19 protein-coding genes are annotated in these 21062 nt (G+C 62.3%); 9 read left to right on the top strand and 10 right to left on the bottom strand.

The genetic code is table 11. The features are described from left to right. Positions 1-17 precede the first annotated feature (17 nt). The 3 genes from Q390_RS0113940 to Q390_RS0113930 all read left to right on the top strand — a co-directional run bounded on the left by Q390_RS0113940 (position 18) and on the right by Q390_RS0113930 (position 2219). Positions 18-1145, top strand: a complete 1128-nt coding sequence (locus Q390_RS0113940; RefSeq protein WP_027996612.1) for a JmjC domain-containing protein — start codon at positions 18-20, stop codon at positions 1143-1145. A gap of 27 nt (positions 1146-1172) precedes the next feature. Next, a complete protein-coding gene (locus Q390_RS0113935; protein ID WP_037473084.1) occupies positions 1173-1688 on the top strand; it encodes a hypothetical protein in 516 nt (171 codons plus the stop codon). Positions 1689-1886: 198 nt separating this feature from the next. After that, positions 1887-2219 (top strand): hypothetical protein, encoded by a 333-nt coding sequence (locus Q390_RS0113930; RefSeq protein WP_027996610.1) that lies wholly within the window; start codon positions 1887-1889, stop codon positions 2217-2219. A 98-nt stretch (positions 2220-2317) separates the two neighbouring features. Here the strand turns inward: Q390_RS0113930 and bamC are convergent, their stop codons facing one another. From bamC to Q390_RS0113905, 5 genes are all read right to left on the bottom strand, one after another. Then, positions 2318-3403 carry an outer membrane protein assembly factor BamC gene (bamC, locus tag Q390_RS0113925; protein WP_027996609.1) on the bottom strand — a complete coding sequence of 362 codons (1086 nt, stop codon included), beginning with the start codon at positions 3401-3403 and terminating at the stop codon, positions 2318-2320. A gap of 69 nt (positions 3404-3472) precedes the next feature. Further along, entirely contained in the window at positions 3473-4372 is a 900-nt protein-coding gene (gene dapA / locus Q390_RS0113920) for a 4-hydroxy-tetrahydrodipicolinate synthase (protein WP_027996608.1), read from the bottom strand. Between the two features lie 30 nt (positions 4373-4402). Then, positions 4403-4957: a class I SAM-dependent methyltransferase gene (locus Q390_RS0113915; RefSeq protein ID WP_027996607.1), complete on the bottom strand. Its 555-nt coding sequence runs from the start codon at positions 4955-4957 to the stop codon at positions 4403-4405. A 73-nt stretch (positions 4958-5030) separates the two neighbouring features. Beyond that, positions 5031-5198 (bottom strand): hypothetical protein, encoded by a 168-nt coding sequence (locus tag Q390_RS20125; protein WP_169737286.1) that lies wholly within the window; start codon positions 5196-5198, stop codon positions 5031-5033. A gap of 1 nt (position 5199) precedes the next feature. After that, complete coding sequence (locus Q390_RS0113905; protein ID WP_027996606.1) at positions 5200-6417, bottom strand: MFS transporter; 1218 nt, start codon at positions 6415-6417, stop codon at positions 5200-5202. Between the two features lie 119 nt (positions 6418-6536). Between Q390_RS0113905 and Q390_RS0113900 the strand changes: the two genes are divergently transcribed. The 3 genes from Q390_RS0113900 to Q390_RS18610 all read left to right on the top strand — a co-directional run bounded on the left by Q390_RS0113900 (position 6537) and on the right by Q390_RS18610 (position 12610). Further along, positions 6537-8531, top strand: a complete 1995-nt coding sequence (locus tag Q390_RS0113900) for a DNA topoisomerase IV subunit B (RefSeq protein ID WP_027996605.1) — start codon at positions 6537-6539, stop codon at positions 8529-8531. A gap of 76 nt (positions 8532-8607) precedes the next feature. After that, entirely contained in the window at positions 8608-10974 is a 2367-nt protein-coding gene (parC, locus tag Q390_RS0113895) for a DNA topoisomerase IV subunit A (protein WP_037473081.1), read from the top strand. Between the two features lie 100 nt (positions 10975-11074). Continuing rightward, positions 11075-12610, top strand: a complete 1536-nt coding sequence (locus tag Q390_RS18610) for a methyl-accepting chemotaxis protein (protein WP_037473103.1) — start codon at positions 11075-11077, stop codon at positions 12608-12610. Between the two features lie 20 nt (positions 12611-12630). On the opposite strand, the gene Q390_RS0113885 is transcribed toward Q390_RS18610, so the two are convergent. Further along, entirely contained in the window at positions 12631-13089 is a 459-nt protein-coding gene (locus Q390_RS0113885) for a RidA family protein (RefSeq protein WP_027996603.1), read from the bottom strand. Positions 13090-13229: 140 nt separating this feature from the next. On the opposite strand from Q390_RS0113885, the gene Q390_RS0113880 reads away from it, so the two are divergent. After that, entirely contained in the window at positions 13230-15719 is a 2490-nt protein-coding gene (locus Q390_RS0113880) for a DNA internalization-related competence protein ComEC/Rec2 (protein ID WP_084153922.1), read from the top strand. 1 nt (position 15720) lies between these two features. Here Q390_RS0113880 and Q390_RS18605 read toward each other — a convergent pair whose 3' ends face one another. After that, positions 15721-16062: a VF530 family protein gene (locus Q390_RS18605; protein WP_051603265.1), complete on the bottom strand. Its 342-nt coding sequence runs from the start codon at positions 16060-16062 to the stop codon at positions 15721-15723. 119 nt (positions 16063-16181) lie between these two features. Further along, positions 16182-16658: a bacterioferritin gene (gene bfr / locus Q390_RS0113870; protein ID WP_027996601.1), complete on the bottom strand. Its 477-nt coding sequence runs from the start codon at positions 16656-16658 to the stop codon at positions 16182-16184. Between the two features lie 214 nt (positions 16659-16872). On the opposite strand from bfr, the gene ahpC reads away from it, so the two are divergent. Continuing rightward, the gene (gene ahpC / locus Q390_RS0113865) at positions 16873-17436 is read left to right on the top strand and encodes an alkyl hydroperoxide reductase subunit C (protein ID WP_027996600.1); all 564 of its coding nucleotides are present in this window, start codon (positions 16873-16875) and stop codon (positions 17434-17436) included. Positions 17437-17534: 98 nt separating this feature from the next. Beyond that, on the top strand, positions 17535-19106 hold the full coding sequence (ahpF, locus tag Q390_RS0113860; RefSeq protein WP_027996599.1) for an alkyl hydroperoxide reductase subunit F: 1572 nt from the start codon (positions 17535-17537) through the stop codon (positions 19104-19106). Between the two features lie 103 nt (positions 19107-19209). On the opposite strand, the gene Q390_RS0113855 is transcribed toward ahpF, so the two are convergent. After that, a complete protein-coding gene (locus tag Q390_RS0113855) occupies positions 19210-19959 on the bottom strand; it encodes an SDR family NAD(P)-dependent oxidoreductase (protein WP_027996598.1) in 750 nt (249 codons plus the stop codon). Between the two features lie 197 nt (positions 19960-20156). Further along, on the bottom strand, positions 20157-20978 hold the full coding sequence (gene ppsR / locus Q390_RS0113850) for a posphoenolpyruvate synthetase regulatory kinase/phosphorylase PpsR (RefSeq protein ID WP_027996597.1): 822 nt from the start codon (positions 20976-20978) through the stop codon (positions 20157-20159). Positions 20979-21062: the final 84 nt, after the last annotated feature.

The raw sequence follows: 21062 nt of genomic DNA, 5'->3' as shown, positions 1-21062 counted from the left end.
GGCAGACTTGTTTTTTTATGGACATCCACCAATCCCTTCCTTTGCTCGGCGGCTTGAGCGCTGCGCAGTTCATGCGCCGCCATTGGCAAAAAAAACCACTGCTGGTGCGCCAGGCCATTCCCGGCTTTGTGCCGCCAGTGCTGCGCACTGGGGTGTTTGCCTTGGCGGCCCAAGACGGAGTCGAGTCGCGCTTGGTGCAGCAAGTGGACGGTGCCTGGAAGGTGCAGTCCGGCCCGTTCACCCGCCGTGCGCTGCCGCCGCTGCAGCGCCCAAACTGGACGCTGCTGGTGCAAGGCGTGGATTTGCACAATGACCCGGTGCACGCTTTGATGCAGCAGTTCCGCTTTGTTCCCGATGCGCGGCTGGACGACGTGATGATCAGCTACGCCAGCGACGGCGGCGGTGTCGGTCCGCACTTTGACAGCTACGACGTGTTCTTGATCCAGGCCCATGGCCGTCGGCGCTGGCGCATCGGGCGCCAGAAAGACTTAACACTGCGCGACGATGTGCCTATGAAAATTCTGGCAAATTTTGAGCCTGAGGAAGAGCATGTGTTGGAGCCTGGCGACATGCTGTACCTGCCCCCGGGTTGGGCGCACGATGGCATTGCCGAGGGCGAGTGCATGACTTATTCGGTCGGCTTTCGCGTGCCCGAGCGCTCGGACCTGGCGCAAGAACTGCTGGTGCGCTTGGCGGACGAGGACGAGGGTTGCGCCAAGCCTTTGTTGTACCGCGATGGGCAGCAGGCGGCGGTGGAGCAGCCGGCAGAAATTCCGGCCACGCTGCAGACCTTTGCCCGCGATGCGCTGGCACGCGCCCTGGCCGAGCCGCGCGCCTTGGAGCGTGCTTTGGGCGAGTACCTGACCGAGCCCAAGGCCAACGTCTGGTTTGAGCCGGGTGACGCGCGCGCCATGCTGGAGCAGGTGGTGCTGGATCGGCGCACCCGCATGATGTATGACGCTGACCACCTCTTCATCAACGGCGAAAGCTACCGCGCCAGCGGACGCGATGCCACGCTGATGCGCCAATTGGCCGATCAGCGCCAGCTGGATCAACATGCGCTGGCGCGTGCCAGCGATGGGGCGCTGGAGTTGTTGTCTGCTTGGTGCGCAGACGGCTGGGCCCACGCGCAGCCGCCGGCCTGACGCGGTTTATTCCATTAGAGGTTAGCGATGCAGACTGTGCCTCCTGTACCCCCTGATGCCGCCCTGCCCGAGGGGCGCTTCACGGGGCGCGAGGCGTTTCAGCAACTGGTGCGCGACGCTTTCGCCTGCGCTGCGCGCGAGGGCTGGTCTGACATCATGGTGAGCGATGCTTATTTTCATGACTGGCCGCTGGGTGAGCGCGCCGTGATTGAGTCGCTGAACGCCTGGGCGCGCAGTGGGCGGCGCTTCACGATGCTGGCGTGTCACTACGACGAGGTGATTCGCCGCCAGGCCCGTTTTGTGCGCTGGCGTGGCACCTGGGATCACCTCCTGACTTGTCGTGCCAGCCGCTCGGCCGATCCGTTGGTTCTGCCCAGCATGATCTGGTCCCCCGGCTGGGTCTTGCACCGCCTCGATCCTGAGCGCTGCGTGGGTGTCAGCACGACGCAGCCACAGCAGCGCACGCTGCTGCGCGAGTCGCTCAAGGAATGGCTGACCAGCAAAAGTGCTCCTGGCTTTCCAGCGACGACGTTGGGCTTGTAGGGGATTACCCGTACTCTTAGCGTAAATTTACAGTGTTGGCTGCAAACGTCAGTGTTATTCAGGATTGACGAATCCCTAATATAATTATGGATTCAGTTTGACGTCAGCGTTTGCGCATACGTCGCCAGAGCGGAGCCAGGCTGTAGAGGCGGGACGTTATGGCATCGGTTTTTTGTTTATCTACCAAGGAAATTTAAAATGAACAAGTCTCTCCTCCTGGCTTCCCTGATGGTTGTGGCACTGGCTGCCTGCGGCAAAAAAGCAGAGCCTGTCGCTGCCCCAGCACCCGCTCCCATGGAAGCTCCTGCAGCTGTCGTCGCTCCTGCCGCAGCTCCTGCTGCTGATGCCAGCGCTGCCGCTGACGCTGCCAAGACGGCTGGCGAAGCTGCCACGGCTGCTGGCGAAGCTGCCAAGTCGGCTGGTGCTGCTGTTTCCGGTGCAGCTGCTGATGCTGGTGATGCTGCCAAAGCCGCTGCTGATGCTGCTGCTGCCGCTGCTGCTGCCGCTGCTGCCGCTGCTCCTGCCAAGTAAATTGCCCGGGTTTGGGTTGTCCGGCCGCTGTGGTCGGCTCCCAGACCGTAAAAAAGCCCCGAACCTTTTGGTCGGGGCTTTTTTTTGGCTGCGGTGTTTTACTTCAGGTCGTCCGCCAGTACGCGCAAGATGCTTTGGACATTGGCAGAGGTTTCGGGCGCGCCGGCAGCATTGAGCACTGACACTGTGCTGGCTTCGCCAGCACTGCGCACTACCACGCGGTATTTCAGCGGTGGTGTCGCTGCCTTGCCTCCCAGCAGCTTGCTGAAGAAGCTTTCTTCCTTGTCTGTGCCAGGTGCGACGTAGCGCACGAAATACACGCCCTGGCTGCGGTCACGGTCTTCGACAGTGAAGCCGGTACGGTCTAGCGCCAGGCCGATACGGCGCCAGGCGCGGTCAAAGCCTTCGTGCATTTGCAGCACCGGCACGCCATTGACGCTGGACAGCTGGGCACTGGGCGGTGTTTGCACCGGAGCGGCGGCAATGGCTTTGGACTGCTGCTGGCTGACGCCGAGTTTGACCATCAGGCGGCGCAAGAATTCGGTCTCCAGTTCCGGGTCAGCCGCACGTGGCTGCCAGATGGTGCTGTCCTTGGCGCTGCTGGAATAGACCTCGATCATGCCGCGGTGGCTGATGTAGATTTCGGTGTCGCCGTTGGGCATGCGCTCTAGGCGCGTGCGGAACTTATCGCGCTCGCCGGTCGAATACAGCGCATCAAACACCTTGCCAATCGTCGCGCGAATGATGTCTTGCGGCAGCTTGGCACGGTTTTCTGCCCAGTCGGTTTCCATGATGCCGACATCGGACTGTTCTTGCGCCAGCGTGAAGCCGTTTTCTGTCCAGAAGTCGCGTACCGGTTCCCATAGTTTGTCGGCCGGACGCTTGACCACCAGCCAGCGCTGGTTGCCGTCGCGTTCAATGCGCACGTCGCCCATGGTGGCCGTGGCGGCGGTGCTGGTGGCCGATGGCTGGACGGCTTGGCCGGCTTGCAATGCATTGGCCGATACCACGCTGCCAGGCAGGGTGTAGCGGCTGTCGCGCGAGAGCTGCTGCAGGTCAGGCGGCACCTCTAGGGTGGCGCCTTTGGTGGCGCTTTTGTAGTCGATCTTGTCGCCATCGAGCACTGAGCAGGCAGACAGCGCAAGGGTCAGGCCGAACAGGCCCAGTCGTGCAGTAGGGTTCACGCAGAAATCCTTGGAAATTCGTATACGGGCAGAAGCAAAGACAGAGGCAGAAGGTGCCGTGTGGGCGGTTCAGGTCAGCAGGCCGCTGGCGCGCAGTGCCGCTTCGACAGCAGCTTCGTGGTGTGCGCTCAGGGGGGTCATGGGCAGGCGCAGCGTGCCACCGCACAGACCCATGCGGGCGGCGGCCCACTTGACGGGAATCGGGTTGGCTTCAATGAACAGGTTTTTGTGCACTGGCATCAGCTGGAACTGGATTTCCATGGCGCGGCGGATGTTGCCGGCCAAGGCGGCAGCACATAGCTCGTGCATCAGGCGCGGTGCGACGTTGGCGGTGACGCTGATGTTGCCGTGGCCACCGCACAGCATCAATGCGACGGCGGTCGGGTCGTCGCCGGAGTAAATAGCAAAGTTTTTTGGCAGATCGCGGATTAGCCACTGCGCGCGTTCAATGTTGCCGGTGGCTTCCTTGATGCCGATGATGCCGGGCACTTGCGCCAGGCGCAGCACCGTTTCGTGCTGCATATCAGCGACCGAACGGCCGGGCACGTTGTAGAGCACGATGGGCAAGTCGCCCGTGGCTTCGGCAATCGCCTTGAAGTGCTGGTACTGGCCCTCTTGCGTCGGCTTGTTGTAGTAGGGCACCACCTGCAGCTGGCTGTTGGCGCCGACGCCCCGGGCGAATTTGGCCAGTTCGATGGCTTCCGCCGTCGAGTTGGCACCGCAGCCGGCCATCACGGGCACGCGCCCTGCCGCCTGCTCGACGCTGACGCGAATGATTTCGCAGTGCTCTTCGACGTTCACCGTGGGCGACTCGCCCGTGGTGCCGACCACACCAATGCAGTCGGTGCCTTCGGCAATATGCCAGTCGATCAGTTGGCGCAGCGTGGGGTAGTCCACGCTGGTGTCCTCGTGCAGGGGGGTGATGAGGGCGACGATGCTGCCGGTGAGGGGGGCGCTAGGTAGGGTCATATCCGCAGTGCAAAACGGTAAAAGGGCATTCTAACTAGCGGGCGCTTGCAGAAAGTGCCGCGCTGGTGCATTGGTTGCCGCCAGTTCACGCACGGCGGTGATGCGCTGGACGAAGCGCTCGGGCGCATCCAGATAGCCCTCTTCATAAGCCACCACGCGCAGCCCGGCGCAGGCGCACAGCAGTTCGCCCGGTTGCAGCAAGAAATCGGCGCGTGACGGCTTGCCCACGGTTTCGTTGCCACTGGCAAAGGTTTCGTAAATCAGTAAACCGCCCGGCGCCACGCTGGCCACCAGAGTGGGCAGCAGGGCACGCCACAAATAGTTCGTCACCACTACCGCGCCAAACTGGCGGCTGGGCAGGGGCCAAGGGGCGTTTTCGATGTCGGCGCACAGCGCTTCGCCCCAGGCTGCGGCCGCTTCGGCCGCTTGCGCTGAGCGGTCCACGCCGGTGACCGGATGGCCCCGCTCAGCAAACCAGCGCAGGTGCCGACCCAGGCCACAGGCCACATCCAGCACCGGCGCGCCCGCAGGTACCAAGTGTGACCAGCGCTGTATCCAGTTGGAAGGGGTTTCTGTGTGGTGCATGGTGCTCTTGGTTAGCTATTATTTAAATAGCTTGTAGTGCTTATTTTGTAAGGGTTAGAGGCTGTTTTGATGCTTAAAAACAAGCCCACATCTGATCAGCCAGCATCACCATGAAGTCGGGGTTGCTGTACAGCGCAAACACCAGCAGCAAAGCGATCAGCACCAGTGCGCGCACGGCCCAGCGCCGCCAGACGGCAGGGCGCTGGGCCTCGGAAGTGGCAGGAGCAAGTGTGCGGGACATATCAGGCGGTTTGCAGTGCCGGACGCTGGATGGGCTGTTCCTTGATTGGCAGGTTGATCAGGCCCGCCAGCACGCCCAGGCCAATGGCCAGATACCAGACGATATCGTAGCTGCCGGTGCGGTCGTACAGATAGCCGCCCAGCCAAACCCCCATGAAGCTGCCCAGCTGGTGGCTGAAAAATACAAAGCCGCCGAGCATGGACAGGTGTTGCACACCAAAAATTTGTGCCACCAGCGCATTGGTTGGCGGCACCGTGGATAGCCACAGCGTGCCCATGACGGCGGAAAAGATATATACGCTGGTCGGAGACAGCGGCACCAGCAAGAAGATGCTGATGACCACGGCGCGGGTGAAATAGATGAACGCCAGAATATGGCGCTTGGCCAAGCGCTGGCCCAGCGCGCCGGCCATATAGGTGCCGACCACGTTGAACAGGCCGATCAGCGCCAGGGCGTAGCTGGCTACCTGGGAGGACAGACCGTGGTCTTTCAGATAGCTGGGCATGTGCACGCCAATGAATACCACCTGAAAGCCGCAGACAAAGTAGCCAACGGTGAGCAATAAAAAGCTGCGGTGGCGAAACGCCTCGGTCAGCGCTTCGGCAATGCTCTGGCGGCGTTGCAGCGGCGCGGCGCCCTGGAAACCCGGCTCACGCAGACCAAAAGCCAGCGGCACGATCAGCAGCACCATCAGCGCCAGTGCCAGCAGCGCGGTTTGCCAGCCCAGGGTGGAGATGAAAAATCCCTCCAGCGGCACCATCAAAAACTGGCCGAACGAGCCGGCTGCTGCTGCCACACCCATGGCCCAGGAGCGCTTGTCGGCGGCAATCTGGCGCCCCAGCACGCCGTAAATCACGGCATAGGTGGTGCCGGCCTGCGCCGCGCCGATTAGCACGCCAGCCGTCAGGGCAAACAGCGTCTCGGTGGGTGACAGTGCCATGCCGGCCAGGCCCAGGCCATACAGCACGGCGCCGCCCATGAGCACGCGAAAGGCGCCAAAACGGTCGGCGGCCATGCCAGCAAAGACGCCGATCACGCCCCAGGACAAGTTCTGGATGGCCAGCGCCAGCGCAAACGACTGGCGGGTCCATCCCATCTCTTGCGTGATGGGTTGCAGCCACAAGCCAAAGCCGTGGCGAATGCCCATGGACAAGGTGACGATGGCGGCGCCGCAGGCGAGCACCTGGAACAGGGAGAGTTTGCGAGCTTCGAAAGACATCGGGCGAATGTAACGAATAGCGTGGTTTTTTGCTTGACAGTGTGATGACGGCAAAGCGGCGCGGTGCGGTCGATGGCTGGCAAAGACTGTATGAAACACCAGCACTACAATCGCGCACCATGGCCGTTAAACCCACTCCCGCATCCCTTTCCGCAATCCCCCCCGAATATTCCGAAAGCTCGATCCGCGTCCTCAAGGGCTTAGAGCCGGTCAAGCAACGCCCGGGTATGTACACGCGCACCGACAACCCGCTGCACGTCATCCAAGAAGTGCTGGACAACGCCGCCGACGAAGCCCTCGCCGGCCACGGCAAAAAAATCAAAGTTACGCTGCACGCCGATGGCTCAGTCAGCATTGACGACGACGGCCGCGGCATTCCGTTTGGCCTGCACCCGGAAGAAAACGCACCCGTCATCGAGCTGGTGTTCACCCAACTGCACGCCGGCGGCAAGTTCGACAAAGGCAAAGGCGGCGCTTACAGCTTCTCCGGCGGCCTGCACGGCGTCGGCGTCTCGGTGACCAATGCGCTGTCGCAGCGCATGGAAGTGGCCAGCCACCGTGAAGGCCAAGTGGCGACGCTGGTGTTCTCCGGCGGCGACGTTATCGAGCCGCTGGCCTTGCGTCCGCAAGTGGCGGGCGACCGCCGCCAAGGCACCAGCGTGCGCGCCTGGCCCGACGCCAAATACTTTGAGTCCAGCCAGTTGCCGATGCCCGCGCTGATCCACCTGCTGCGCAGCAAAGCGGTGCTGATGCCCGGCGTGTCGGTGTCGCTGATCAACGAGAAGACACGCGAAACGCAAACCTGGCAATACAAGGGCGGGCTGCGCGACTACCTGGCGCAGACGTTGGTCACCGACCCGGTGATTCCATTGTTTGAGGGCGAAGGCTTTGCCGACAGCGGCCACGACAGCTTTGCCGAAGGCGAGGGCGCCTCCTGGTGCGTGGCCTTTACCGAAGAGGGCGCGCCGGTGCGCGAGAGCTACGTCAACCTGATCCCGACCAGCGCCGGCGGCACGCACGAGAGCGGTCTGCGCGATGGCCTGTTCCAAGCCGTCAAAAGCTTTATTGAGTTCCACAGCTTGCTGCCCAAGGGCGTCAAACTGATGCCCGAGGATGTGTTCGCGCGTGCCAACTATGTGCTCTCGGCCAAGGTGCTCGATCCGCAGTTTCAAGGCCAGATCAAAGAGCGCCTCAATTCGCGCGATGCGGTGCGGCTGGTCAGCAGTTTTGTCCGTCCGGCGCTGGAGCTGTGGCTGAACCAGCATGTCGAATACGGCAAGAAGCTGGCTGAACTGGCGATCAAAGCTGCACAGACGCGCCAGAAGGCGGGTCAAAAAGTCGAAAAGCGCAAAGGCTCGGGCGTGGCGGTGCTGCCGGGCAAGCTGACCGATTGCGAAAGCCGCGACCTTGCCTACAACGAGGTGTTTCTGGTCGAGGGTGACAGCGCCGGCGGCAGCGCCAAGATGGGACGCGACAAGGAAACTCAGGCGGTGCTGCCGCTGCGCGGCAAGGTGCTCAACACCTGGGAAGTCGAGCGCGACCGGCTGTTTGCCAACAATGAAATCCACGATATTTCCGTCGCCATCGGCGTCGATCCGCATGGCGCTAACGACGAGCCGGATCTGAGCGGCCTGCGCTACGGCAAGATTTGCATCCTCTCGGACGCCGACGTGGATGGCTCGCACATCCAAGTGCTGCTGCTGACTTTGTTCTTCCGCCACTTTCCCAAGCTCATCGACACCGGCCACATTTATGTGGCACGCCCGCCGCTGTTCAGGGTGGATGTGCCCGCACGCGGCAAAAAACCGGCTGCGAAGGTGTATGCGCTGGACGAGGGCGAGCTGACCGCCATCCTCGACAAGGCGGTGAAAGACGGCGTAGCGCGTGACAAATGCGCCATCAGCCGCTTCAAGGGCCTGGGTGAAATGAACGCCGAGCAACTGTGGGAAACCACCCTCAACCCCGATACCCGCCGCCTGCTGCCGGTGCAACTGGGCGGCATGGACTTTGCCGCGACCGAGAGCCTGATCACCAAGCTGATGGGCAAGGGCGAAGCCGGCGCGCGGCGCGAGCTGATGGAACTGCACGGCGACAGCGTCGAAGTCGATATTTGAGCCACATATGCGTGTTTTTGGCCTCTAGCCCTTATGTAGTAAGTGCTAGTAGCTCTCATTTTTGAATAACTCTCCCATGACCGACGATCTTTTGACTCCTCTGGCCGAGCCGCCAGTCCCTGACGATAGCGCTGGTGATGGCGACTGCCTGGGCAGCTACGCCCAGCGCGCCTACCTGGAATACGCGCTGAGCGTCGTCAAGGGCCGCGCGCTGCCCGATGTCTGCGACGGCATGAAGCCGGTGCAGCGGCGCATTTTGTACGCCATGGAGCGCATGGGCCTGAGCTACTCGGGGGCCAACGGCAGCACGGCGCCCAAGCCGGTCAAGAGTGCGCGCGTGGTCGGCGATGTGCTGGGGCGCTTTCACCCGCACGGCGACCAATCGGCCTACGACGCGCTGGTGCGCATGGCGCAGGATTTTTCCCAGCGCTATCCGCTGATCGACGGCCAGGGCAACTTTGGCTCGCGCGATGGCGACGGCGCGGCGGCGATGCGCTACACCGAGGCGCGGCTGGCCAAAATCACCCGGCTGCTGGTGGAAGAGATTGACGAAGGCACGGTGGATTTCATCCCCAACTACGACGGCTCGACCACCGAGCCGCGCCAGTTGCCGGCGCGCCTGCCGTTTGCCTTGCTCAACGGCGCCAGCGGCATTGCGGTCGGTTTGGCGACCGAAATCCCTAGCCACAACTTGCGCGAAGTGGCCGATGCCTGCGTCGCGCTCATCAGAAATCCGCAATTGCCCGAGGCGGATTTGCTGACCATCTTGCCCGGCCCGGACTATCCCGGCGGCGGCCAGATCATCAGCCCGGCCAGCGACATTGCCGACGCTTACCGCAGCGGGCGCGGCAGTCTGAAGGTGCGGGCGCGCTGGAAAATTGAAGAACTGGCACGCGGCCAGTGGCAGCTGGTGGTGACCGAGCTGCCGCCCGGCGTGAGCACGCAGCGGGTGTTGGAAGAAATTGAAGAGCTGACCAATCCAAAGATCAAGAGCGGCAAAAAGGCGCTGAGCCAAGACCAGGTGCTGCTCAAGGCCAGCGTGCTGGCGGTGCTGGACGGCGTGCGTGATGAATCCAGCAAGGACGCTGCGGTGCGCCTGGTGTGTGAGCCCAAGACCAGCAAAACGCCGCAGCAAGAGTTGATCACGGCGCTGCTGGCGCATACCAGTCTGGAGACATCGTCGTCCATCAACCTGACCATGATCGGTATCAACGGCAAGCCGGTGCAGAAGTCGCTGCGCCAGATGCTGGTCGAGTGGATTGCCTTCCGCCAGACCACCATCACGCGGCGCTCGCAGCACCGTTTGGACAAGGTGCTCGATCGCATCCACATCTTGGAGGGGCGGCAGATCGTGCTGCTCAACCTCGACGAGGTGATCGCCATCATCCGCAATGCCGATGAGCCCAAAGCGGCGCTGATAGAGCGCTTTGCCTTGAGCGAGCGCCAAGCCGAGGATATTTTGGAAATCCGCCTGCGCCAACTCGCGCGGCTGGAAGCCATCAAGATTGAGCAAGAACTGCAAGCGCTGCGTGATAGTCAAGGCAAGTTGGAGGAGATTTTGGGCAGTCCGGCTGCGCTGCGCCGCCTGATGGTCAGAGAGGTCGAGGCGGATGCCAAGCAGTTTGCCGATGATCGCCGCACGCTGATCCAGGCCGAGAAAAAAGCCGTGGTCGAGGTCAAGGTGGTGGATGAGCCGGTGACGGTGGTGGTGTCAGAAAAAGGCTGGGTGCGTTCGCGCAACGGCCACGGCCACGAGGCGGGCAGCTTTGCCTTCAAGGCCGGCGACCTGTTGTACGGCACCTTTGAATGTCGCACCGTCGATACCTTCCTGATGTTCGGCAGCAATGGCCGCGTGTATTCGGTGCCGGTGGCGCAATTGCCCAACGCCCGTGGTGATGGTCAGCCGGTGACGACGCTGATCGAGCTGGAGGCTGGCACGCAGATGGCCCACTACTTTGCCGGCCCCGCCGCCGCCACCCTGCTGCTGGCCAGCACCGGCGGTTATGGCTTTCTGGCCAGCGTCGAAGGCATGGTGTCGCGCAATAAAAGCGGTAAAGCCTTCATCAGCCTGGCCGAGGGCGAGGCGGTGTGCGTGCCCTCGCACGCCGCCCACAGCAGCGGCAGCGCGGCGTTGCTGGCCGCGACGCATGTTGCCTGTGCCTCGGTCGGCGGACGCATCCTGACCTTTGAAATGGCCGAACTCAAGCGCATGGACAAGGGCGGGCGTGGGCTGATGCTGATCGACTTGGAAGACAAAGATGCGTTGGCCGGTGCCGCCGCTTACACGCGCAGCATCCGTATCGAAGGCGTTGGCCGCGGGGGCAAGCAGCGCGAAGAAACGCTGGAGATTCGCTCGCTCAACAACGCCCGCGCGCTGCGGGGGCGCAAGGGCAAGGCGGCCGACCTAGGCTTCAAACCGGGCGTGGTGACGCGGGTGGAGTAGGCCGGTTGTTGATGGCCCGCAAGGCCGGTCAGGCGATTCTGGTGTAATCATTGGGGAGAAATGTTTATTTTTATACTCCACTGAGAGAGCAGTCTTCTGTATGAATCAGCTTCGAATGGCGCACAAGTTGTGGTTTTCTGTAATGGCCATCGTGGCCCTCTTGGTGGCGGCGATAGGCTTTGCTGGCTATCGCACCATCACAGTCGAGGCTGAAAGCGAGGTGGCCAGCGCGGCGCTGGCCAGTCGCGTAGAAGCGGCTTTGCGCTGGATGGGCCTGACGGAGACAAATGCCGCGCGTACCCAGGCGATCATCGTCAGCAGTGACCCCGAGGTGGAGCGCGTGTTCAAAGACGCCATGGCGGCGACTACGGCGCGCATCAGCGAAGCGCAAAAATCGATGGAAGCCATGGGGCTGACCGACGCTGACCGGGCGCACATGGCAAAAATAGCTGCTGCGCGCAAAACCATGACCGAGGCCCGTACCAAGGCGCGCCAACTCAAGGCCGATGGCCAGTCCGCCGAGGCGGTGGCCTTTATCAATGGCACCTACAACCCGGCCTCCAGCGCTTACTTGCAAACCTTGCACGACTTTGTGCAGATGCAGCAGCAGGCGGCGCAGCAACAGCAGCAGACCACCCTGGCGGCGCGCACCACCACGCTGCAGATCGCTGCAGGCAGCGTGGGCCTGGTGCTGCTGGCCATCCTGGCAGGCGCCGGGTTGCTGATCCGCAGCATCCAGCAGCCGCTGGTAGAGGCCAATGCTTTGGCGGTGCGCATTGCCGGCGGTGACCTGAGCGCCCGTCACCAAGTGACGCGGGGTGACGAATTTGGCGAGCTGCTGCGTGCGCTCTATGCCATGAGCGGTGCGCTCGGGCGCATGGTGCACCAGGTGCGCCAGAGCACCGACAGCATTGCCACCGCCAGCAGCCAGATCGCCAGCGGTAACCACGACTTGTCGGCACGCACCGAGCAAACCGCCAGCAACCTGCAAGAAGCGGCCGCCGCCATGGAGCAATTCAGCAGCACCATCGCGCAAAGCGCCAGCAGCGCGCAGCAGGCCAGCACGCTGGCCGCTGGCGCTTCGGGCGTGGCGCGCCGGGGCGGCGAGGTGGTCGGCCAGGTGGTGAGCACTATGGAAGAGATCAACCACAGCAGCAAAAAAATTGCCGACATCATTGGCGTGATCGACTCCATTGCCTTCCAGACCAACATCCTGGCGCTGAACGCCGCCGTGGAAGCGGCACGCGCTGGCGAGCAGGGCCGAGGTTTTGCTGTCGTCGCCAGCGAGGTGCGCAGCCTAGCCGGGCGCTCGGCGCAGGCGGCCAAAGAGATCAAGGAGCTGATCAGCGCCTCGGTGGAGAAGGTCGGCGCCGGCACGCGGCTGGTGCAGGATGCGGGCACCACCATGCAGGACATCGTGCAGTCGGTGCAGCGTGTGACCGACATGATTGGCGAAATCACCTCTGCCTCGACCGAGCAGAGTACCGGCATTGCGCAGGTCAGTCAGGCCGTGGGCAACCTCGACCAGATGACGCAGCAAAACGCCGCCCTGGTAGAAGAAAGCGCTGCTGCCGCACAAAGCCTGCATGAACAGGCTGAGCAGTTGGCACAGGTGGTGTCGGCGTTCAAGGTCTAGCGCAGCCCCCGCACCGGGCGTTACGCCAATTCGGCGATCAGCTCAATCTCGACGCAGGCTCCCATCGGAATTTGCGCCACGCCAAAAGCGCTGCGCGCGTGCGTGCCGCGCTCGCCAAAGACCTCGGCCAGCAGCTCGCTGGCGCCGTTGGTCACCAAGTGCTGCTCGGTGAAGTCGCTGGTCGAATTGACCAAACTCATCAGCTTGACGATACGCACCACGCGGTTCAGATCGCCGCCGGCTGCCACCTGCAAGGTGCCCATCAGGTCAATGGCCACGGCGCGCGCTGCCACTTTGCCGCCTTCGGTGCCCATGGTGCGGCCCAGCTGCCCGACCCAGGGTTTGCCTTCTTGGCGTGCGATGTGACCGCTTAAAAACACCAGATTGCCGGTTTGCACATAGGGCAGATAGGCGGCAGCCGGTACCGACACGGGCGGCAGGGTGATGTTCAGGGCGGAGAGTTTGTCGTAAATATTCATGGGCGTCCTTGCGGGGAGTGTGTGGAAAAAACAAGCCACGCCTTGGTGGCGCTGGCACAGCGCTTTTATACAGCGGTGGCGGTGGCATTTCTTGTGATCGCAGTGGGACGAGGGAGAGCCGCGGCATTTAGCATGGCGTTATGGATATTTCTGCGCCTGCCCAGCCCACGCTTGATTTTGCGCTGGCGCCGCCGCGTTCGTCGGCGCTGGTGCCGCTGCTGCTCGGTGTTTTATTAGGGACAGCGCTACAAGTGCGTCAGCCGGTGCTGTGGTCGCTGGCGCTGTATGCGCTGCTGGGGCTGGGCAGCGCAGCGGCGCTGGGTGCGCTGTGGTGCTGGGGACGGCGGCGCAGAGGAGTGGGCATCGCTGTGGTTCTGGCCGCAGCCGGCCTGCTGTTTGCCGTGTGCGGCCTGCGTGCCAGCGACTTTGCGGCGCAGGCTTTGAGCCCGGCGCTGGAGGGGCGCGATGTGCGTATCACCGGGGTGATTGCCGCCATGCCGCAGCCGATTGAAGGCGGCGGTGTGCGCCTGCGTCTGGCGGTTGAGGCGGCGCAGCTGGACGGCAGGGCGGTGCAGCTGCCCCCACTGATCGATCTTGGCTGGTACGCCGGCGACTGGCGTGAGGGCAGTCGCGCCAGCGCGGTAACGCAGCCGCCGGGCGCGGTGCCAGCATTGCGGGCCGGCGAGCGCTGGCGCCTGACAGCGCGTTTGAAAGCGCCGCACGGCGAGCGCAATCCGCACGGTTTTGACTACGAACTGTGGCTGTGGGGGCAGGGGGTGCAGGGCGTCGGTTATGTGCGCGTTGGGGCGCATGACATAGCACCACAGCGCCTGGATACCACTTGGCGCTATCCGATCGAGCAAGCCCGCCAGTCGGTGCGCGATGCCATCCTGAACCGTCTGGCCAGCGACCCGACCGACGCCACTGCGGTGCGCATCGCCGGTGTGGTGGCGGCCTTGGTGACGGGCGATCAGCGCGCCATTGATCGCAGCGATTGGGATGTGTTTCGTGCCACCGGCGTGGCCCATCTGATGAGTATTTCGGGTCTGCACATCACGCTGTTTGCCTGGGTGGCGGCGCTGTTGGTGCGATGGTTGTGGCGGCGCTCGGAACGTCTGTGCCTGCGCTGGCCGGCACCTTCGGCGGCGTTGGTCGGCGGGGTGCTGCTGGCGCTGGCGTATGCGCTGTTCAGCGGCTGGGGTGTGCCGGCGCAGCGTACCGTGGCCATGCTCGGCACGGCGGCGCTGCTGCGCCTGAGCGGGCGGCGCTGGCCGTGGCCGCCCGCTTGGCTGCTGACCTGCGCGGTGGTGGTGCTGCCTGATCCGTGGGCTTTGTGGCAAGCCGGATTCTGGCTGAGTTTTGTGGCGGTGGCGGTACTGTTTGCTACTGATAAAGGAGCTTCTAGCGCAGGCAGTAAGGGCGTTAGAGGCCACTTTATGTCCTTGTTGCGTGAGCAGGGCGTGGTCACGCTGGCGCTGACGCCGCTCACGCTGCTGCTGTTTGGTCAGGTGTCATTGGTCGGGTTGCTGGCCAATCTGCTGGCGATTCCGTGGGTGACGCTGGTGGTCACGCCGCTGGCCTTTGCCGGTGTGTTATGGGCCCCGCTGTGGCATTTGGCAGGTTGGGCAGTGCAGGGCATGGCGGTGTGGTTGCAGTGGTTGGCCGCGCTGCCACTGGCCAGCGTCTGGGTGGCCGCGGCGCCGTTGTGGGCTGGGCTGGCGGGTGTCGCTGGCGGCGTGCTGCTGGCCATGCGCCTGCCGTGGTCGGTGCGTTTGCTGGGTCTGCCGCTGCTGTTGCCGGTGTTGCTGTGGCAGGCGCCGCGCCCGCCACCGGGGCAATTTGAATTACTCGCTGCCGACGTCGGCCAGGGCAATGCCGTGCTGGTGCGCACCGCCACCCACACGCTGCTGTATGACACCGGCCCGCGCTACAGCGCCCACAGCGATGCCGGTGGCCGGGTGCTGGTGCCGCTGCTGCGTGCATTGGATGCGCGTGTCGATGTGCTGATGCTCAGCCACCGCGACAGCGACCACACCGGCGGCGCGGCGGCGGTGCTGGCGCAGCAGCCGCAGGCGCAGTTGATGGGCTCGATTGAAGGCGAACACCACCTGCAAACGCTGCATCCTGTGCAGCCGTGTCTGGCCGGCCAGCAGTGGCAATGGGACGGCGTGGACTTTGCCGTGCTGCATCCCTTGCCGGGTGAAGGCGGCGGCGCCGAGCGGGCGCACAACCCAAATACCCAAAGCTGCGTGCTGCGTATCGCGTCAGGGCGGGGGGCGGTGGCGCTGCTGGTGGGCGATATTGAAAAGGCCCAAGAACAAGCGCTGCTCGATCGCCAAGCGGCGCTGGCCGCCGATGTCCTGCTGGTGCCGCACCACGGCAGCAAGACTTCGTCGAGTGGCGCATTTCTGGACGCCGTGCAACCGCGTGCCGCGCTGGTGCAGGCGGCTTACCGCAGCCGCTTTGGCCACCCGGCAGCGCAAGTGATGCAACGCTACCGCGAGCGCGGTATTGCGGTGTGGGATTCAGCGCACTGCGGCGCAGCCACCTGGCAGTCGGCGCAGCCGGCGCAGGTGCGGTGCGAGCGCGCGCAGCAGCAGCGCTATTGGCAGCACCGCATCGAGCCGTGATTCAGTCTGGTGTGGCCGGTGGGGTGGCGGCTGGTGGCGCGGACGTTGAGGGCGCAGCAGCCGGTGCGGCAGCGGCATAGCGGCGTTGATCGCGCAGCATGAACAGGTACAGGCTCTCGACCTTTTCGCGCGCCCAGGGGGTTTTGCGCAAAAACTTCAGACTCGACGCTACGCTGGGGTCGCTTTGAAAGCAGCGCACCGGAATGCGCTCGCCCAGCTCTTGCCAGCCAAAATAATTGGCCAGACCCTCGACCATCGCCTGCAGCGTCAGACCGTGCAGCGGGTTGCGCGGCTGCGCCGCAGGCGCCGGGGCGGCGGAGGTGGAATCGACGGGTTCGGTCATGGCGGGGTACTGTGAAATTTAAAAACGATAGCTATAAGCGCAGAATACATAAGCGTTGCAGCCGTTTTTAATATGAAAAAACGGGCCGAAGCCCGCGTGTCGAGAGCGCCAGCTGGGTGTCAGCCCACTTCGCCCATTTGCGATTGCAGATAGTTTTGCAGGCCGACTTTGTCGATCAACTCGATCTGCGTTTCCAAGAAGTCGATGTGCTCCTCGGTGTCGTCGAGAATTTTTTGTAGCAGGTCGCGTGAGACGTAATCGCGCACCGTTTCGCAATGCGCCATGCCTTCTTTGACGGTGGCTTGCGCGCCCAGTTCCGAGCGCAGGTCGCAGGCCAAAATCTCGGGTACGTCTTCGCCCACTTGCAGCTTGGCCAAATCTTGCAGATTGGGCAGGCCGTCGAGCATGAAGATGCGATCCATCAGCAGGTCGGCGTGCTTCATCTCGCCGATCGACTCCTCATATTCCTTCTTGGCCAGCTTGTCGAAGCCCCAGTGCTTGAGCATGCGGTAATGCAAAAAATACTGGTTGATGGCAGTCAGCTCGTTTTTGAGTTGCGCCTGCAGATAGGTAATGACTTGTGCGTCACCTTTCATGGTGGACTCCTTGCGATGCGGTGAAAACAGCTATTGTGCGGCCTGCCCGAGAGGGCAACAAGCAGACGGTGAGGGGCGATGCGGTTATTAAATAGTTTTGTACTATTAATAGTATTTATTCAATTGATTAGATCAATGATGTTCTTTACCCTAAACTTCAGTTTCGATGCAGCCACTTCTCTTTTCTTCCATTCTTTAACCCAAGGAAACCGCAATGTCCCTGATCAATACGCAAGTCCAGCCCTTCAAGACCGAAGCCTTTCACAACGGCAAATTTGTCACCGTGACTGAAGAAAATTTCAAAGGCAAATGGTCGGTGGTGATTTTCATGCCCGCCGCCTTTACCTTCAATTGCCCGACTGAAGTGGAAGACGCTGCTGACAACTACCCTGAATTCCAGAAGGCCGGTGCCGAGGTGTACATCGTCACCACCGACACACATTTCTCGCACAAGGTGTGGCACGAAACCTCGCCTGCCGTCGGCAAGGCCCAATTCCCACTGGTTGGCGACCCGACCCACACGCTGACGCGCGCCTTTGATGTGCACATCGAAGAAGAAGGCCTGGCGCTGCGCGGCACCTTCATCATCAATCCCGATGGCAAGATCAAGACCATGGAAGTGCATTCCAACGAAATCGCCCGCGACGTGAAAGAAACCCTGCGCAAGCTCAAGGCTGCCCAGTACACCGAAGCCCATCCCGGGGAAGTCTGCCCCGCCAAGTGGAAAGAGGGCGAGAAGACCATCGCTCCTTCGCTGGACTTGGTCGGCAAAATCTAATTTGCCTGTTACTCGTCAGTTAAACCACTGACCAAACGCCCGGGTGCCTGGCGCCCGGGTTTTTTTACGCCAAAAATCACCATTTCAGGAGTTTCCTCATGCTCGACGACGCCCTCAAGACCCAATTGAAAGCCTATCTGGAGCGCCTGCAGCGCCCGGTCGAATTGGTGGCTACGCTGGACGACAGCAGCGCGTCGAACGAGCTGCGCGAACTGCTGCAAGACATCCGCGCCCAGTCGGACAAGATCACCGTGGTCGAGAACAACACGCTGGATGTGCGCAAGCCCTCGTTCCTGATCACCAACCCCGGCACCGACAGCGGTGTGCGTTTTGCTGGCGTGCCGTTGGGGCACGAATTCACCTCGCTGGTGCTGGCGCTGTTGCAAGTCGGCGGCCACCCCTCCAAAGAAGCAGCTGACCTGCTGGAGCAAATCAAAGGCTTGGAAGGCGACTTTCACTTTGAAACCTATTACTCGCTGTCCTGCCACAACTGTCCCGACGTGGTGCAGGCGCTGAACCTGATGAGCGTGCTGAACCCGCGCATCACGCACACCGCGATCGATGGCGGCGTGTTCCAGAAAGAAATTCAAGAGCGCGAAATCATGGGCGTGCCCACCGTGTTTTTGAATGGCGAGCGCTTCGGCCAGGGCCGCATGGAGCTGGCCGAGGTGGTGGCCAAGATCGATACCGGCACGGGGGCACGTGAAGCCGCCAAGCTCAACGCCAAGGCGCCGTTTGACGTGCTGATCGTTGGCGGTGGCCCGGCTGGCGCCGCCGCTGCGGTGTACGCCGCGCGCAAGGGCATCCGCACCGGTGTGGCCGCCGAGCGCTTTGGTGGCCAGGTGCTCGATACGGTAGATATTGAAAATTTCATCTCGGTGCAAAAGACCGAAGGGCCGCAGTTTGCCGCTGCGCTGGAGCGCCATGTGCGCGACTATGAGGTGGACATCATGAATCTGCAGCGCGCCACGGCGCTGGTGCCCGCCACCACTGAGGGCGGACTGATTGAAGTGCAGTTTGACAACGGTGCCAGCCTGCACAGCCGCAGCGTCATCATCTCGACCGGCGCGCGCTGGCGCAACATGAACGTGCCCGGTGAAAACGAATACCGCACCAAGGGCGTGACCTATTGCCCGCACTGCGACGGTCCATTGTTCAAGGGCAAGCATGTGGCGGTGGTTGGCGGTGGCAACTCGGGCATTGAAGCTGCCATTGACCTGGCCGGTGTGGTGTCGCGCGTCACGGTGCTGGAGTTTGCTCCCGAGTTGAAGGCCGATGCCGTGTTGCAGCGCAAGTTGTACAGCTTGCCCAACGTCACCGTCATCACTAATGCCCAAACCACCGAAGTGATCGGCAACGGCAGCAAAGTCACCGGCCTGCACTACACCGACCGCGCCACCGGCGAGGCGCAACAGGTGGCGCTGGAAGGCATTTTTGTGCAGATCGGCCTGCTGCCCAATACCGACTGGCTCAAGGGCACGGTCGAACTGACACGCTTTGGCGAAGTCCAAGTGGACAGCCATGGCCGCACCGATGTGCCGGGGGTGTTTGCCGCCGGCGACTGCACCACGGTGCCGTACAAGCAGATCGTGATCGCCGCCGGTGACGGCGCCAAGGCCGCGCTGAGCGCGTTTGACCACCTGATCCGCAGCAGTGCGCCTGCGGCCTGATTGTGGGTTAAATAGTGTTCTAACGCTTTCTGGGTAAGCGGTAGTAGCTATCAAAAACAAAGCGCAGTCGAGGCTCTGCTTTGTTTGGAGTGGCGTGCCGTTTTTATCCGATGGTGTACCCGCCATCGACCACGATGTCTTGGCCATAGATGTTTTTCGCCGCATCGGACGCCAGAAAAACGGAGGTTTCAGCGATGTCTTCCGGCTGACCGAAGGCACCCTGCATCAGTCGCGCATTGATTTTTTCAGCCACCGAGCCCAGCGCTTCGGGCGGCAGTCCCACCGATCCCCACAAAGGCGTCGCGATGGGGCCGGGGGCGATGGAATTCACCCGTATGCCCTGCGGCGCCAGTTCTGCTGCCAAAGTCTGCGCCAGGGATTTGAGTGCCGCTTTGCTGGCGCTATAAATGGCCAGCCCGGGAAAGCCGACCTGCGTTAAAAAGGTCGTAATGAACTGAACCGAGCCGCCTTTGCGGATATGCGGAACAAACAGCCGCGCCGTCTCGGCCGCACCAAAAAAGTTCACTGCAAACTGCGTCGCAAAGACCTCCGGTGTACTGTCTGCAAAGGAAGCCACCCGGGCAATGCCGGCGTTAGGCACCAGAATATCGATGGTGCCGACACGGTCCAGTGTGGTCTTGAGCAAACGCTCCAAGTCTTCTTGTCGGGTGACATCGCCGCACACTGCAATCACCTCGCCCGGATGGGCGGCTTCCAGTGCCTGCAAGCTTTCTGCATTGCGCGCAAAAGCGACTACCTTTGCGCCTTCGCTCACAAAACGCTCTACCACCGCGCGGCCAATGCCGCTGCTCGCTCCGGTGACTACCGCAATCTTGCCGTCTAAACGTTTCATTGGTGCTCCCGAAAAAGACATCACTGTTACCAAGTAAAAACTTCAAAGAATCGAAGGGGGTTACGAGAATAGTCAACCGCTGTCAGCACGCTCAAAGTTTTCGATCCTCAGTGCAGCCTACTACCTCGGCCAATCCCATAGGGGATTAGCCGGCATTGGCGCTGCTGGGCGTACTGAGCGTCCTGGGCATTGGACAGTCAGTAACTCAACCGCTCGGGCCGTACTTCCTGCAGGATGGTGGTGGCAATTTCTTCAATCGACTTGTGCGTGGACGATAGCCAGCGGATGCCGGCGCGGCGCATCATGGCTTCGGCTTCGCTCACTTCCATGCGGCAGTTTTGCAGGCTGGCGTAGCGCGAGTCGGGGCGGCGCTCGCTGCGGATTTCGGACAGGCGCTCGGCGCTGATGGTCAGGCCAAAAATCTTTTTCTTGAACGGCACCAGCGCCGGCGGCAGCTGGCGCCGGTCAAAATCTTCGGGGATCAGTGGGTAGTTGGCGGCTTTCAGGCCGTGCTGCATCGCCAGGTACAGGCTGGTGGGTGTCTTGCCGCTGCGGCTGACGCCCACCAGGATGACATCGGCGGCTTCCAGGTTCTTGTGGCTCTGGCCGTCGTCGTGCGCTAGGCTGTAGTTGATGGCCTCGATACGGTCCTGGTATTCCTTGTTCTTGCTGATGTCCGAAAAGCGCCCGACGCGGTGGTGCGACTTGATGCCCAACTCCATCTCCAGCGGGTGCACAAAGGTGCCGAACATGTCCAGCAACATGCCTTTGCAGCCTTCCCGGATCACTTTGAGCACTTCCATGTTCACCAGCGTGGTGAAGACGATGCACTTGCTACCCTCCAGTTCCGAGGTGTGGTTGATCTGGCGCACCACCTGGTGGGCCTTGTCCACCGTGTCGGTGAAGGGCAGGCGCACGCGCCGTGGCACCAGTTCAAACTGCGCCAGGATGGCATTGCCAAAGGTTTCGGCGGTGATACCGGTGCCGTCGGAGACAAAAAATACGGTGCGTGTGTGCATGGGCGAGAGCCTGTTGGGGGGAGCCTACAATGGCGCCGATTATCCGAATTTCAGGCCGTGTAACCGCGCAGCGCAAAAAAACAA

Origin of the sequence: Simplicispira psychrophila DSM 11588 (assembly GCF_000688255.1) — a bacterium.
Lineage (GTDB): Bacteria > Pseudomonadota > Gammaproteobacteria > Burkholderiales > Burkholderiaceae_C > Simplicispira > Simplicispira psychrophila.
The sequence above is the reverse complement of the archived record's forward strand: the minus strand, read 5'-3'. Positions and strand labels throughout refer to the sequence as shown.

What these genes read in the sequence shown, in the direction of transcription:
- Q390_RS0113940 (WP_027996612.1), top strand. Translation starts at nt 18, where the DNA reads ATGGACATCCACCAATCCCTTCCTTTGCTCGGCGGCTTGAGCGCTGCG.
- Q390_RS0113935 (WP_037473084.1), top strand. Translation starts at nt 1,173, where the DNA reads ATGCAGACTGTGCCTCCTGTACCCCCTGATGCCGCCCTGCCCGAGGGG.
- Q390_RS0113930 (WP_027996610.1), top strand. Translation starts at nt 1,887, where the DNA reads ATGAACAAGTCTCTCCTCCTGGCTTCCCTGATGGTTGTGGCACTGGCT.
- dapA (WP_027996608.1), bottom strand. Translation starts at nt 4,372, where the DNA reads ATGACCCTACCTAGCGCCCCCCTCACCGGCAGCATCGTCGCCCTCATC.
- Q390_RS0113915 (WP_027996607.1), bottom strand. Translation starts at nt 4,957, where the DNA reads ATGCACCACACAGAAACCCCTTCCAACTGGATACAGCGCTGGTCACAC.
- Q390_RS20125 (WP_169737286.1), bottom strand. Translation starts at nt 5,198, where the DNA reads ATGTCCCGCACACTTGCTCCTGCCACTTCCGAGGCCCAGCGCCCTGCC.
- Q390_RS0113905 (WP_027996606.1), bottom strand. Translation starts at nt 6,417, where the DNA reads ATGTCTTTCGAAGCTCGCAAACTCTCCCTGTTCCAGGTGCTCGCCTGC.
- Q390_RS0113900 (WP_027996605.1), top strand. Translation starts at nt 6,537, where the DNA reads ATGGCCGTTAAACCCACTCCCGCATCCCTTTCCGCAATCCCCCCCGAA.
- parC (WP_037473081.1), top strand. Translation starts at nt 8,608, where the DNA reads ATGACCGACGATCTTTTGACTCCTCTGGCCGAGCCGCCAGTCCCTGAC.
- Q390_RS18610 (WP_037473103.1), top strand. Translation starts at nt 11,075, where the DNA reads ATGAATCAGCTTCGAATGGCGCACAAGTTGTGGTTTTCTGTAATGGCC.
- Q390_RS0113885 (WP_027996603.1), bottom strand. Translation starts at nt 13,089, where the DNA reads ATGAATATTTACGACAAACTCTCCGCCCTGAACATCACCCTGCCGCCC.
- Q390_RS0113880 (WP_084153922.1), top strand. Translation starts at nt 13,230, where the DNA reads ATGGATATTTCTGCGCCTGCCCAGCCCACGCTTGATTTTGCGCTGGCG.
- Q390_RS18605 (WP_051603265.1), bottom strand. Translation starts at nt 16,062, where the DNA reads ATGACCGAACCCGTCGATTCCACCTCCGCCGCCCCGGCGCCTGCGGCG.
- bfr (WP_027996601.1), bottom strand. Translation starts at nt 16,658, where the DNA reads ATGAAAGGTGACGCACAAGTCATTACCTATCTGCAGGCGCAACTCAAA.
- ahpC (WP_027996600.1), top strand. Translation starts at nt 16,873, where the DNA reads ATGTCCCTGATCAATACGCAAGTCCAGCCCTTCAAGACCGAAGCCTTT.
- ahpF (WP_027996599.1), top strand. Translation starts at nt 17,535, where the DNA reads ATGCTCGACGACGCCCTCAAGACCCAATTGAAAGCCTATCTGGAGCGC.
- Q390_RS0113855 (WP_027996598.1), bottom strand. Translation starts at nt 19,959, where the DNA reads ATGAAACGTTTAGACGGCAAGATTGCGGTAGTCACCGGAGCGAGCAGC.
- ppsR (WP_027996597.1), bottom strand. Translation starts at nt 20,978, where the DNA reads ATGCACACACGCACCGTATTTTTTGTCTCCGACGGCACCGGTATCACC.